9 protein-coding genes are annotated in these 13,614 nt (G+C 49.1%); 2 read left to right on the forward strand and 7 right to left on the reverse strand.

What is annotated here, in order from left to right:
- Nucleotides 1-110 precede the first annotated feature (110 nt).
- From glyA to B7990_RS05805, 6 genes are all read right to left on the reverse strand, one after another.
- The gene (gene glyA / locus B7990_RS05780) at nt 111-1,394 is read right to left on the reverse strand and encodes a serine hydroxymethyltransferase (RefSeq protein WP_072826992.1); all 1,284 of its coding nucleotides are present in this window, start codon (nt 1,392-1,394) and stop codon (nt 111-113) included.
- A gap of 205 nt (nt 1,395-1,599) precedes the next feature.
- Nucleotides 1,600-3,291: a right-handed parallel beta-helix repeat-containing protein gene (locus B7990_RS05785; protein ID WP_088640079.1), complete on the reverse strand. Its 1,692-nt coding sequence runs from the start codon at nt 3,289-3,291 to the stop codon at nt 1,600-1,602.
- Nucleotides 3,281-4,198: a TIGR02147 family protein gene (locus B7990_RS05790; protein ID WP_088640080.1), complete on the reverse strand. Its 918-nt coding sequence runs from the start codon at nt 4,196-4,198 to the stop codon at nt 3,281-3,283. Before B7990_RS05790 ends, B7990_RS05785 begins: the two co-directional genes overlap by 11 nt.
- A 146-nt stretch (nt 4,199-4,344) precedes the next feature.
- Nucleotides 4,345-6,090, reverse strand: a complete 1,746-nt coding sequence (locus tag B7990_RS05795; protein WP_088640081.1) for a GDSL-type esterase/lipase family protein — start codon at nt 6,088-6,090, stop codon at nt 4,345-4,347.
- A 95-nt stretch (nt 6,091-6,185) separates the two neighbouring features.
- Entirely contained in the window at nt 6,186-8,027 is a 1,842-nt protein-coding gene (locus B7990_RS05800; RefSeq protein ID WP_088640082.1) for a GDSL-type esterase/lipase family protein, read from the reverse strand.
- Nucleotides 8,028-8,092: 65 nt separating this feature from the next.
- A complete protein-coding gene (locus B7990_RS05805) occupies nt 8,093-10,723 on the reverse strand; it encodes a carbohydrate-binding protein (RefSeq protein WP_141099222.1) in 2,631 nt (876 codons plus the stop codon).
- 276 nt (nt 10,724-10,999) lie between these two features.
- Here B7990_RS05805 and B7990_RS05810 point away from each other — a divergent pair, with 276 nt between their 5' ends.
- The gene (locus tag B7990_RS05810) at nt 11,000-11,965 is read left to right on the forward strand and encodes a YihY/virulence factor BrkB family protein (protein WP_088640083.1); all 966 of its coding nucleotides are present in this window, start codon (nt 11,000-11,002) and stop codon (nt 11,963-11,965) included.
- Complete coding sequence (locus tag B7990_RS05815) at nt 11,962-12,561, forward strand: hypothetical protein (protein ID WP_088640084.1); 600 nt, start codon at nt 11,962-11,964, stop codon at nt 12,559-12,561. The genes B7990_RS05810 and B7990_RS05815 overlap by 4 nt, the downstream gene beginning before the upstream one ends.
- Nucleotides 12,562-12,672: 111 nt before the next feature.
- Here B7990_RS05815 and B7990_RS05820 read toward each other — a convergent pair whose 3' ends face one another.
- Complete coding sequence (locus B7990_RS05820) at nt 12,673-13,476, reverse strand: PD-(D/E)XK nuclease family transposase (protein WP_088640085.1); 804 nt, start codon at nt 13,474-13,476, stop codon at nt 12,673-12,675.
- Between the last annotated feature and the right edge of the window lie 138 nt (nt 13,477-13,614).

Consider the following 13,614-nt stretch of genomic DNA (forward strand, 5'->3'; position numbering starts at 1 on the left):
TTGATACGAAAGACGAGAGATATGCAATAGAAAAAGCCCTCGGTTTTAACCGAGGGCGAATTTCACTGGATCCTTCGACCACTTCGTGGTCTCAGGATGACAATTTTGAATTACTTATAAAGCGGGTGCTTCTTGCAGAGAGCGACGATGTCTTCGCGGATCTTTGCGAGAGCAGCTTCGTCGTCCTTAGCCTGGATTGCACGGTCGATGATACGAGCCACTTCACGGGTGTCTTCTTCGTCGAAGCCACGGGTCGTAATAGCGGCAGTACCGAGACGAACACCGGACGGGTCCATCGGCTTGCGCGGATCGAACGGAATCGTAGAACGGCTGCAGGAGATGCCGACCTTTTCCATGGCAACTTCGGCTTCCTTACCGGAAACGCCCTTAGAAGTCATATCGACAACGATGAGGTGGTTGTCGGTGCCATCGCTGATGACCTTGTAGCCGAGCTTCTGCATTTCAGCGCACATAGCCTGAGCGTTCTTGATGACGTTCTTGGCATAAACCTGGAATTCCGGCTGCAAAGCTTCGAGGAAAGCAACGGCCTTACCGGCGTTGATGTGGTCATGCGGACCACCCTGCATGCCCGGGAACACGCCCTTGTCGATTTCCTTGGCCAAAGAAACTTCCTTGAGTTCGCCCTTCACCATCTTCTGGATCGTGCGGTCCTTGCACATGATGATAGCGGAACGCGGGCCACGGAGAGTCTTGTGGGTCGTGGTGGTCACGATGTCGAAGTACGGCACCGGAGATTCGATTGCCTTACCGGCGATGAGACCAGCAATGTGAGAGATGTCAGCCATCGTGAGAGCGCCAACTTCGTCTGCGATTTCCTTGAAGCGCTTCCAGTCGAGGTTACGGCTGTAAGCAGAGAAACCAGCGAGGATCATCTTCGGCTTTTCGCGGAGAGCAATTTCACGAACCTTGTCCATGTCGATGCGGCCAGTTTCCTTATCGACTTCGTACTGCACGAAGTTGTAGAGCATACCGGAGAAGTTCACCGGATGGCCGTGAGAAAGGTGTCCACCGTGGTCAAGCTTGAGGCCGAGGACCTTGTCACCCGGTTTAAGAACGGCAAAGTAAACAGCAGCGTTAGCCGGAGAACCGGAAAGCGGCTGGATGTTCACGTGATCGCAACCAAAGAGCTTCTTGCAACGATCGATAGCGAGAGCTTCCATTTCGTCGATAACTTCGTTACCGCCGTAGTAGCGCTTGCCAACGTAACCTTCACTGTACTTGTTGGTGAGGACGGAACCCATGGCTTCCATCACAGCCTTGGAAGTGTAGTTTTCAGAAGCGATAAGTTCGATACCATATTCCTGGCGTTCGGCTTCCTTCTGGATGATGTTATAGATTTCCGGATCGGTCTGTTGCAATGTAGATTTAAGCATTATAGCTCCTTTAAAGTTCGCGTCCCAAATATAGCTTTTTTAGACGAGAGACGAGGGACGAGAGACGAGAGATTTTTCTTAAAACTAGCGCAAAGTGCAGTCTTTTTATGGAAGGGGGATGTATCCCCCTGGTTCGCACGTTGTTACTCTCCACCCCCTCTACGGGCTTCAAACGCCAGCCCGTAACGCCCGGCTTAGCAAGATTCTACCGGGGACCGGCTTCGTTTTTCACGCGAACGGCAAGTTCAGCACCAGATTCATCAACAGAAACCTTGTAATCGGGCTTATAGCCTTTGGCATCGCCAGCAAGTTCCTCGCCACTACGGCCAAACCAGTTGTCTATCATGTAAACATAGCCTTCCGTAGCCTTATCCGGCGAGCCATCTTCAATTTTCAGGCGATAGTCCCGAACAGGCACATTGTTATTGTAAACATTACCTTCAATGTAACAAGACGCCGAATCCGAGCATTCCATTCCAGCATCCCCCACATCGTAGATGAAATTGTTATAGGCATGAATTTTACCACGACGCGCAAGCACGCCTCGAAGTTCCAAGTTCGAGAAGTAATTGTGATGCAAAGTCAACGTCTGTGCTGAATCAACGAAAAGGTCCGGTTCCAGCCCAAATAAAATGCCTGACTGTGCATTTTCAAAACGATTCCACGAGAGCGTAACCGCATTTGAACCGCGCTTGACATCCACCAGAATTAACGGATATTCTTCGAACCTACAATGGTCCACCCAGACATGGTGCGTGCGGTTATGGATCGAGAGCGCACGACGGCTTGTTGTATCATGAGCTGTTATCGCAGGCGCCGTAAAAGTCAAGTTTTCAAAAATAAGATTGGACGATTCATTCGTCAAAATGCCCATTCCCGTAATGCGGACATCGCGGCCACGGCCATCAATCGTCTTGTTAGACCTTATACGCAGTGGCGACCGCAAATTGTACGAGCCGCTCTTTTCAAAAAGAATCCAGACCGCCCCTTCTTTTTCAGCGCACTCGCGGAAAGAGCCTGTAGCAACAATCGTTTTTGTAGCAACATCCGCAGAATCCACTTTCGAAGAATCAATGACATCCATCAAATCATCCGTTGTCGTGACAACGCAAATTTCACCTTTGGCCTTGTTGATTTTTCCTGCACTGTCCGCAAGGCCTGCTGCGCCAAGCGTTCCGGCGGCATATCCCTGAATCTGTTTGAGCAAAGCTTCATGGGCGCTCCAGTCGCTCTCGGGATATTCCGTTGCGGCCGACGTTTTAGACTTCACCACCTTAACGGTCGATGAAGTGTCGGAGCCATCCACAAATAAAGTGTCCCCTGCATTGGATTGCACCGTCGTCGAATGGACTTTTTCCGGGTCGCCAATTTGCACATCGAAACTCCCCTGCGGAAGCGAGTCAATCACAAAATGCCCCGTACTATCAGGAACAACATAGCGGTCAAGGCCAGCCACGCGAACGACAGGCGACGTTCCAAGCAGCACATAGCCCTCGATAGACGAAAGCTCACCTAGCTTGATGGTATCGACCTTGGAATCCGACTTGGCATCGAGAGCCACAGAATGCACAGCCCCCGAAGCCTTAGATTCACTCACGTTACGCGCTTCAATGGTATAGCGGCCGTTACGGACTTCAAACGAGACTTGCCCATCCTCATCTGTTTCGTTCCAAGCATTTTCCGCAGGGCCGCTAGAAAGGTACTTATCCGGCAAAATACGAACACGCGCCGTAGAAGCAGGCGTTCCATCCGCCATCTGAACATACAAAGCAATAGTCGATTCCGCCTCGGTGCCACCGGCGACATTTTTTTCACTGCACGATGTCAAAACAAAAGCAATAGCACCAAGCCACACGAGCAAACGCATTTGAGCAACCGTCATCCAGCTAGTTTTCATGATCGCCCCCTTGAACTTCGGCAGGTTCGCGAGATTGTTGCAATTCAGCACCGCGAATGCGACGCTTGCGCCCTCGCCTCTGCGGTGGCGGATACGGGTCTGAAAGCGGGAAAAGTTGCATGCCAAGCTGGAATACGCGATTCGGCTTTTCACACGACTGGACTTTAGAAAGCACTTCGCGACGGAACCTGCGCACCATTTCGACAAGCTCTTTATAGGTCGCTTCATCGCAGCCAAACGCGAGCGTCGAAAGATTGCGTTCATCACGCTCAAAACGGTCCATCGCCGTTTGCGCCACGTCCAAGTTCTGCTGGATGTACGCATTCACAGCGGTACTATAAGATTCAAAGCCACTTGAAACAAGCCCTTGCGTTTGTTCATAAAAACCAGTTTGCTCATTTTTCTTGATCATCGAAAGGCGTTCCAAGAGCGCAATCGAAGACTTCACCTGGCTTGCAGAAATCGGCGGGCGCACCATAAGGCCCAACGCCGCATCGTCGCCCACATACGGGTAAAAGGTCACAAGTTCACGAACAACAGCGTGGTACCAATGGTCAAAATATTCAAACTGGTCCTTCGCCAAGTTTTCGACCTTGCATTCCTTGGACGCCACAAGCTTCTCCAAAAACTGGCGGCTTTCCGTATGCGTTTTTGCCTGGTTGAACGAGACCATGTTCGCAAAGTAAGACTTTTCACGATCGTCACTGCAAAAAATATTCGCAAAGACTTCAACCATCCGGTCGGTCAAGTTGCGCTTGCCCTGCAAAATCTTATTGAACATCGATGAATCAAAACCCGCTTTTTCGGCAATAAAACGATGGCTAAAACGCCAGTCGCTTGCATGGCGCTCTTCATAAGCGTCCTTCAAAAATTCGCGGTAATTCAGATATTCAAAAATATTGATCATGATTTAGTAGGAAGTTAGAAGTAGACAGTAGGCAGGAACTGCATAACTTAATATACATTATTGTCCACAGTTTTTCAAATTTAAAGTCCACATTATGTTGTAAAAAGGAGATGCCCGCGCGGTGGCGGGCATGACAATGCAGTTTTTTAATAGCGGAAGTAGTTGCCCTTGGGGAGGTTTCGCAAGTCCGACTGGTCGCGTACATTTCGCACTTTCTGGCCAAGCGCATTAACCGTGATGCCATTGGAACGCGGCTTTGTCGTAATCTTTTTCGATGCAATCGAAACAGGTCCATGCTGTTTTTCCCTTGCCGCCTTGCAACCCGTGCGGTAAACATTCGCCATATCAAACGCAAACATGTCGATATTCGGGCCACCATCAGCCGTAGCGGACTGGAACGTCACCTTGAAATCCAGGGCATCCACCCACACATCATCAATATAGACCGTATCCCAGACATCCCAAGAAGCTGTCGGCTTAAACACGACATCATATGTGCCATTATCAATCGTGATATTCATGTTGCGATTCGCCGTTCCAGCAAAAGAATAGCGGATCATCACGCGGGCCTTTTCAGCCGACTGGTCCGACGTCACCAAATATGTCGCCTTGCTGTAGGAGGAATTGTCAAAGTTAAAGAAACCCTTGCCGGTAAAGTTTTCATGATTGTCTTCCGAAAAACCATCCGCAATCTCCGGCTGATACGTTTCAATCACAGAAGGCCAGGCATCCGTGCCAGCATCAAGCGAACAAAGCGATTCGTCGAGTTCGACTGCTTCAATCGGCCCGCTTGAACTGCTAGACTCACCAGCCCCCGAACTGTAAGTATCTTCGGAGCCATGAGATGTCGGCGTACAAGCGGAACCACCCTTGAACATCGCCGTGTAAGTAATATCGCGAGCCTTCGTCTTGAAGCCGTAATAAATCATATTCTTCGAGATTTCGTTGCAATCGTCATCGACCCACTTTTCAAACGTCTGGCCGTTCGGCGTCACGCGAAGCGTCATCGGGGAACCCGCCGGGAAATACTGCGTCTGCGTAATGAGGCCATTGTAATTCGAGAGGTTCGTCTTGACCTTGATGGTGTAACGTTTCTTGATGCTCGCCACAAGCGTCGTGAGCGCAGCCTTTGCATCGGCAGAGAGATTCGTGTTGGACTTGAGATTTTCTTCGAGTTCTTCGCAGATCATTTGTGCATGGCCCATCGAACCCATTTCCTGGAAATGCGTTGTACCATCGCTCACGCCATCGGGGTAATTCGGATACTCGCCCTTCTGCAAAGACTTGTACAAGTATCGCGTCACATAATCCGGCATCGATTTATACGTCGTATTGTACGTGTTGTACGACTTCATGTTCAAATCGACAAACGGAATCTTGTTGTTCTTGGCGACCGTCTGCATCATGCCTCGGGCATCGTAATTATTGCTACCCGTCGAGAACACGTTGCGGCTTCCGTTCAAGTTCATCGGCGAAATCAGGACAACATTCATGCCCTTCTTTTGACCGGCATCTACATACTTCTGAATGTATCCCGGGAACTGCGAAGGTTCCACATAGCGAGCCGCCTTGCTGTAGTCGCGGTCATTGTGTCCAAACTGCACAAAGAGATAATCGCCCTTTTGCGCAGCGGCAATCACGCCGTCCAAGCGACCTTCTTCAATAAACGTTCTAGAACTGCGCCCTCCGATAGCAGCGTTATTCACCTTGACGCGAGCACCATCGAAGAAATAACCAATAACTTGGCCCCAGCCCGTTTGCGGGTAAGCGTTATCCTTGTAAGTACAGACCGTGGAATCGCCAACGACATGAATCGTGAAGCTCGTAGAATCGCTCACGGCGACACCCGCAAAAACAGCGGCAGCAAGAAAGAATTTAATAAACTTATTCATAGGAATCCCTTTGTTGTCATGCCCGATTCAATCGGGCATCTCCATCTCGTATTAAAAAAGGTGATCCCCGCCTACGCGGGGATGACAAAAAAACACTACCTTACCTTCGCGAATGTTGCGACTAGTTTTTTTCTTCCCTGCTGGACCATCACGCGGTAAAGTCCATTTGCACGTACAAGCGTTGACAAATCAACTTCGCCAGCATCAATAGATTTACGCATAACAAGGCTACCATTCATATCGAACACGCTTACGTTTGCACGCTCTGCAAGCGAGAGCAAATTTCCACGAAGCCTAGTTTCCACACGCTCGGCACCAGCATGCAATGAAATCGTTGCACAGTCAGCGCCCACACGGCAAACACCGTCCAAGTTAAAGCCAAACGCATCAAGGTTCGGCGCACCATCGGATGTAAGCGACATGAACTTGAGAAGAGCTTCACCTTGCGGAGCATCCATCACTACATAAGCGGTATCCCACTTATCCCAGCCGCCAGTCGGAGGCGCACTCACATAATAATCGTGATCGAGGTACGCATTAAACATGCGGTCGCTCGTGCCACCATTAGCATAACGAACACCAAGCGTCACATAGCCAGCTCCGGGGAACTTCATCTTGTAACCGGCATAAGATTCCTTGGTGTTATCCAGATTGTAGTAACCCTCGCCAGTAAATCCGGTCCACTCGTTCTGAGACCATCCAATTCCCGCTACATCAGGAGTATAGGCATCAAAGAACTTCTTGATATTTTTATCAACCTTCACACTGTCTTCCGTGCTGCCACCAATCGGCGTAAACGGTTCAAACGTCACATCGTCAAGGCTCTTCGGGGTCGTTGTCGGGAATGCGGTCAAAGCCTTGCCATCGCCCGTGTACTTCTGAGCGGTACCGCCTTCATACACTGCAGTGAACTGCGTCGATGCAGAACCCATGACAAACGTGTGGATGTACGGAGACTTTACATTGGAGCGGCTCGGGGCGCCGACCTTGTTGCCGTTACCGTCATACCAGCCCAAGAACTTTTTGCCGGACTTCGGAATGGTCTTGAGCATAACCGTCATGCCCTTCGGGTAGTAAGCGCTAAGAGAAGTCGCTTCGGCAGCGCCTTCCGGGCTCACCTTGACATCTACCTGGTACATAGGCGCCATGTAGTCGCCAAGTTTTTTCACAATCGGATCCTTGTGGGCGCGCATCTGTTCTGTAATGATACGTCCAAAGGCATTCGCACCGTTCATCTGTAAATGCACCTGGTCCGTCTGGTCACTGCCCAAGTTGCTATATTCAGATTTTGTAGCATAGTTGAAGATAAACTGTGCCGAATAGCGTTCGCCCACAGAAATCATGTAGTTCGCGACCATTTCGCTCATATCGATAAACGGAACGTTCAATTCCGTTGCAAGGCTCTGGTTAAGAGCCGGGTAGCCACGATAGCTGTTATGGATCTGCGTCGGAGAATCATAGTACAAGCGACGAATCGGGCTCATGATAATCGGATAAGCGCCTTTCGCCCTGACATCGCTCACAAGCTTTTTCATGTTGGAGGCAAAGAAGTCTTCCGTGCTGTAGTTCACGTCGTTAATACCGAACTGGACAACGACATAGTCGCCAGCCTGCAACTTGTCCGCAATGCAACCACCATTGGAGCAGCCCTTCTTAAAGAACATGTCGTAATAGCCGACCGCGGTGTTACCCTTTTTGTCCTTACCGCCGCCACCAAGCGACATGCCGCCCTGTCCACGGTTCACCACTGCCGCCTTGTTTACATCGAACCAGTAATGAAAATCCTGGCCCTGGCCCTGTTTGGGATAATAACCATCAGCCCAGTCCTGCATCGTCGAGTCACCGCACAAATAAATGGTGACCTTAGCCATCGCAAGCGGGGCCGCAATCATCGATGCCGCAACAGCACATTGCCAAACCTTAGAAAACATATTCATTATCAAAAACCAAACCTTTTCCGAATTTGTTATGCCCGATTTAATCGGGCATGACAAGCCTACTTTTAATTATTAAACACACCTTTCTGAACAAACTTACCATCCAGTTTTACCTTCACAGTGTAGGCACCCTTCGGGAGCGCATCACGGTCGATGGCAAATTCATTCACGCCAGCAGTCACATTCTTCGAAATGCCCATACGCACTGCACCCGACATATCATAGAAATAGACTTCTGCAAAACCGGCACACGGAGTGAACAAAGTTCCAGTCGTCACATTGAAGATTACACCACTCCTGAACGTCTGCGGCACAATCGAAATCGGCGGAACAACTTGCGTACCATCGTAAAGTTCCACGCCATCAATGCCGAACGTGAACATATCGACATTCGGGCCGCCGTCACTCGTCATCGAAGAGAGCCTGAGCGTGTTGACACCCATCTTCAAATACACATCAATTTTTGCTTCTTTATACGTTGTCCAGCCTGTAGCCGGGAAGCTCACCGTTCCCGCAGACTTGCCATTCATGCTGAGAGCCATGTCACGGTCACTCGTTCCGCCATTTGCATAACGAATCGTAAGCGTCGTTCTGGCATCTTTTTGCGAGAAGATTTCCCAGACGCCATAGCTAGAGAGCGTATTTTCGAAATTGTAGTAGCCATTTTCGAGATAGCCCTCATTATCCTTTTCGGTCCAGCCAGCGCCTTCCTTCGGCTTGGACGCATCCATCGTTGACTTGCCATCGTTCACGACAGGAGTCGTATCGACCGGGATTTCAACGCTTTTGCCAACAACGTAAATATCCGGCTGCTTGAGCGACTTGACCATGTCCGGCAGATAGTAGCCCAAATGCGGCGGCTGGTTGTAAGCCGTATTTTCAGAGGCAACAGCAGTGCGGTACGTGGCATCGTGCATCAACGTATAAACGCGAAGCTTGCTTTCCACCGGAGTCGAAACAATGTACATAGTCGAGGGATCCTTGTCGGAACGCACCACGAGTTCTTCGCGCCAGTCGCCAAAGAGGTCTGCAACGAGGCTAGGAGTATTCTTCGTTCCATTGCAACCGGTAACACCGAGGGCAGATGGACCATCGAAATAAGTTTCGGATTTTTTCGACGTAGAATTGAACTTGGTCACAAAAGCGCCGTCCAAGAGTTCATCATACTCATCGCCGTCAAAATAAATGCGGAAGTTCTGAGACACTGCAGGCGTTCCAATGAGTTTGCCCTTAGCAGTCTTCATTCCACCGCCCTTTGCAGACCACATTTCATAGCCACGATATTCAGAATCAACGTCTGCAGCCATGCCACGACCATTATCGACACCTTCGGCAGATGGCTGCGGAGTGCCCCAAATAATCTTGCCATCATTGGCGCGCATTTCTTCGGTATACTTGGCATCCTTGTGTTCGTGCACGTCCCAGGATTCAAGACCCGGAAGATCCGGATCCAGATCACCGATGTGATGGGCATCGCCATGGCCAAGGCCTGTGCGGTAACGCAGTGTACCATCATGATTCAAGGCTGCTGCACCGAAGAAGATTTCGTCATAGCCGTCGCCATCAAGGTCCACCGCCTGAAGGCTGTGGTTGCCTTCACCATAGAGGCCCTGACCCGGATATTCTGACTTGTGGAGCCAGCGGAGCTTCAAGTTCTTTCCGTCGAAATCGTATGCAGCCACATAAGCAGAGCTGTAATAACCACGCGCAAAAATGGCACTCGGATGAACTCCATCCAGATAGCCCGTTGCCGCCAGGTAACGTTCGCAACGGTTACCGTAGTTATCACCCCAGTAACCATGGGCATCCTTGCCCTTCACATGCTGGTTGATATCGCGACTCGGCGTGTATTCAATCGTCGAAACAGCAGCTCCGTCAACACCGCGAAACACAGTCAAGTATTCAGGACCCTTGAGAACCAAGCCGCTAGCATCGCGATAGTCCTTGGACTTGTCGCCAATCGCCTTGCCCGTACCGTCAATCGTACCGTCGGCGGTTTTCACGATCATTTCGGCCTTGCCGTCACCATCGTAGTCAAAAACCTGGAACTGCGTGTAATGAGCGCCCGCGCGGATGTTCTTGCCCAGGTCAATGCGCCAGAGGCGTGTGCCATCGAGCTTGTAAGCATCAATGAACACCGTACCCGTATAACCCGTTTGCGAGTTATCGTGAGCATTAGACGGATCCCACTTCAAAATGAGTTCATATTCGCCGTCGCCATCGAGGTCGGCAGCGCTCATGTCGTTAGGAGTGTAAGTGCACTTTTCGCCATCGGGCATTGTCTGCGCCGCAGGAACTTCAAGCTTGAGAGTCTTGTACGGGAAGGATTTTCCGCTATTCGAGACCGTTTTATCCAAAACCAGCGACTGTGCAATTTGAGACTGTTCCTTGCCATCGACCACGGCAGCCACCGTGTACTTGGAAGTCGTCGAGCCGGCAGCATCTAAATAATTCGTACCCGCATTTTTCGCAACCGAAGCAATCTTTTTTCCATCGCGGTAAAGATTGAATTCCGTCGCCGGATCATCTGTTCCCAGCAAGCGCCAGCTAACAAGCATACCCTTGCCCACATTCGACGCCACAAGACCGCGCGTCAAGTTTTCCATTTGACGCGGCGCGGCAAAAGAAGGAACAGCCAAGCCCGCAGCCAACAGCGAACTTGCAAGAATCACCCTAAAATTACGGTTATATCCCATAAACAACGCTCCTAACGATGTTAAAAACCAAACCATGAATCTATCTTAATATAATCTATTTTTTAATAAAAAGTCCACATTGTATATTATATTTTTATCTGTCAAACAAACATTTTTGCATTTCCAGTCCACAATTCGAATTAATTAAAAGTCTACATTCTGCGACCAGTTTTCAGGAAAAATCCACCAAAAAGCACCGCTTTTTTCGTAAAAAAACGAAACGATACACTCCAAAAGGTCTCGTAAGTCGTTCCTTTAACTATATTTAATACGAGTATGCCGCATTGGTGGAAAAATTTTTCGTGGGAATGGTTGTTCGATCACATCGCAGCACGTTCTCCGACATTTGTAAAAATTATGGTTGTCACGGGTAAATCATTCCTGTATTATCATGGAATGACCCGAGCAGCGTCTTTGACATACACGACTCTAGTGGCAGTTGTTCCACTGCTCATTATGCTCACCTCCATTACGCTTGCCGTTGGATTCGGAAACTTCATCTCGGATTACCTCCCCATCGTCATCGACATGCTCAACCTGGACTGGCCAACAGAGCAGATCATGGATATTGTGGAGAACGCAGAGCACATCCCCATACGGAAGCTCGGATTTATCGGTGCCGGCGGTCTTTTTGTGACATTCATCCTCGCATTCGGAAGCCTCGAAACGAACTTCAACGTGGTCTGGGAAAACAAGACCTCCAGAACGCTGGTGCGCCAAATCAAGGTTTACACGCCGTTTCTCCTCATCGGGGCTGTCGTCGTCGGAATGTTCGCAGGCTTCGTGAACCACGTCCAGAAAGTGCTTTCGGTCATCATCGTCGATGGGTTCCATTTTTCGCCAGAAGTCATCAAGGCTTTAATTTCTGCGTTCTGGTTCTCGACATTCCACGCCGCAGTCATCCTAGTCATCTTCCTCATGTTTTACGCCCTCCCGGCACGTCCAGGTGGACACAAGCTCTACACGCGTAAAAAGCTGTTTTTGGCATCGTTTTTATCGGCACTGATTTCGTGGCTTGCCATCAACATTTACGTAAAGATACTGATGCTCATCCAGACTGCGATGGTCACACGCATGTCCATTTTCTACGGTTCACTAGCATTTATTCCACTATTCCTCTTCTTGCTCTTTGGCGTCTGGTCTATCATTTTGTGCGGCAACAGTCTCGTGTGGACCATCTGCCACTGGCCAGCCGTTAGCACAAAGAGCTGGAGATGGGAAGGCAATACGGACGGACTATGAAAACTAAAATTTTGACATCACTCCTTATGGCATTGACCCTTGCCGTAAGTTCCCATGCAGAACTCCAGGGTTCCGGAGACTATCAGCCCAAAGAAGAGAAATCCTCGGGCTGGAGCGCTCTTTTAGGCGTCAGCGGTGGCAATTCCTTGATCGCCCGCGACGGAACGATTTTCATGAACCTCCGCATCGGTATCGCCCTAAACCCTTACATCAGCTTGGGCGCATACAGCTCTTCCATTTTTAGCGACGTGAAGAACCCCAAAGTGCACCATTCCCAGATGATCGACTACCACGCATTCGGCATTTTTGCTGAACCCGTCGTTTTCCGCAATGGGCTATTTTCAATATCTCTCCCTGTAAGCCTCGGGTTTGGCGAAGTCAACTTTATGGATAAGGGCGATGAAGACGGTTTCAAAGCCGAGGACACGTTCTTCGTCTCTGACTTTTCGGCACAGTTCAACTTTCGCGTGACAAAGCTGCTCGAAGTTTCTGTGGGTGGCGGCTACAGGCTGTTTGCAGGAATCGAAGCCAACAACCTTAAGAACAAGGATTTCCGCACACCGTTCGGTGAACTGAGATTCACGTTTAAGGAATAGTCATTGGCCCTTGGTCAGTAGCCATTAGAAAAGCCCGGCAGTAAGCGAACTGCGCGGGCGATTTTTGATAGACGCAACAGATACACCTATGTCAAGGGGTTTAGTCTTGAATTAGTGCTGCATTCTGCGCTTCTGGATTTCTTCTTTCGGAAAACCAGAAATGGAGGCAATATCTTCATCGGTAAACTTAGGATTGGCGAGCATCGCATCGACCATTTCGAGTTTGGCCTCTGCTTTTCCCTCTTCCTTGCTTTCATGAAGGTCAAATTCGAAAGTCATATACTTGTTCCTTATGAGAGTGTCGGCTTTGTAAAAGGACACCTGATCGTTAATGGTTTCTGTTTCGCGTGAATCAGCATTTCTAGTCGCAAAATACTTCATATACGCTTTTACGACTGGATTTGTGAACTCCTCGTATTTATTAAAATTATAAAAATTTTTGAAAGTGCGATCATTTAAAGTTACACTAAAATCTTCGCGTGCCCTGTTTTCGAAATGATAGACAGGGAATCCTCGCCCAAAGATGTCCACGGTACAAAGGAAAATGATGTATTGTTCCTTGAGGCTAGTGTAATATTCACCTTTAGAAAGAGCAACACCATCGCCTACGCTTTGGTAGTATCTGGCTCGCTGCGGAAGTTCCTTTGTATCGACCATCTGCATTTCCAAATCAAAAGAACGGATCGTTTCACCATTTTCATTCGTTTCACGAGCATAAACATCGTAGCGGACACCCTTATGTTCAGCATCGATGCTTAAAACAGCTTCAGGAATAGGGGTCTCCAGGTGATCGATTTTGACACCAAGCAAATGTTCGATAAATGGTTTTGCAATGTGTTTATTGCTAAAAACGAGTCCGAACATAATTGGGTCGGTAATGTCAAGCTCGTCAAAAGACTTTATGTTCACAATCATACCTCCATTAGATTTAGAGGATATAATCTACAACAAAGATTTTTCGAAAAGAGAAACCTTGTAAATTTTGCAAACAACTGATTGCAAATTCGTTTATTTTGGTAACAACTGTTTGCAGAAGAAAGACTCTATACGAGT

Origin of the sequence: Fibrobacter sp. UWB4 (assembly GCF_002210345.1) — a bacterium.
GTDB lineage: Bacteria > Fibrobacterota > Fibrobacteria > Fibrobacterales > Fibrobacteraceae > Fibrobacter.

What these genes read in the sequence shown, in the direction of transcription:
- glyA (WP_072826992.1), bottom strand. Translation starts at nt 1,394, where the DNA reads ATGCTTAAATCTACATTGCAACAGACCGATCCGGAAATCTATAACATC.
- B7990_RS05785 (WP_088640079.1), bottom strand. Translation starts at nt 3,291, where the DNA reads ATGAAAACTAGCTGGATGACGGTTGCTCAAATGCGTTTGCTCGTGTGG.
- B7990_RS05790 (WP_088640080.1), bottom strand. Translation starts at nt 4,198, where the DNA reads ATGATCAATATTTTTGAATATCTGAATTACCGCGAATTTTTGAAGGAC.
- B7990_RS05795 (WP_088640081.1), bottom strand. Translation starts at nt 6,090, where the DNA reads ATGAATAAGTTTATTAAATTCTTTCTTGCTGCCGCTGTTTTTGCGGGT.
- B7990_RS05800 (WP_088640082.1), bottom strand. Translation starts at nt 8,027, where the DNA reads ATGAATATGTTTTCTAAGGTTTGGCAATGTGCTGTTGCGGCATCGATG.
- B7990_RS05805 (WP_141099222.1), bottom strand. Translation starts at nt 10,723, where the DNA reads ATGGGATATAACCGTAATTTTAGGGTGATTCTTGCAAGTTCGCTGTTG.
- B7990_RS05810 (WP_088640083.1), top strand. Translation starts at nt 11,000, where the DNA reads ATGCCGCATTGGTGGAAAAATTTTTCGTGGGAATGGTTGTTCGATCAC.
- B7990_RS05815 (WP_088640084.1), top strand. Translation starts at nt 11,962, where the DNA reads ATGAAAACTAAAATTTTGACATCACTCCTTATGGCATTGACCCTTGCC.
- B7990_RS05820 (WP_088640085.1), bottom strand. Translation starts at nt 13,476, where the DNA reads ATGATTGTGAACATAAAGTCTTTTGACGAGCTTGACATTACCGACCCA.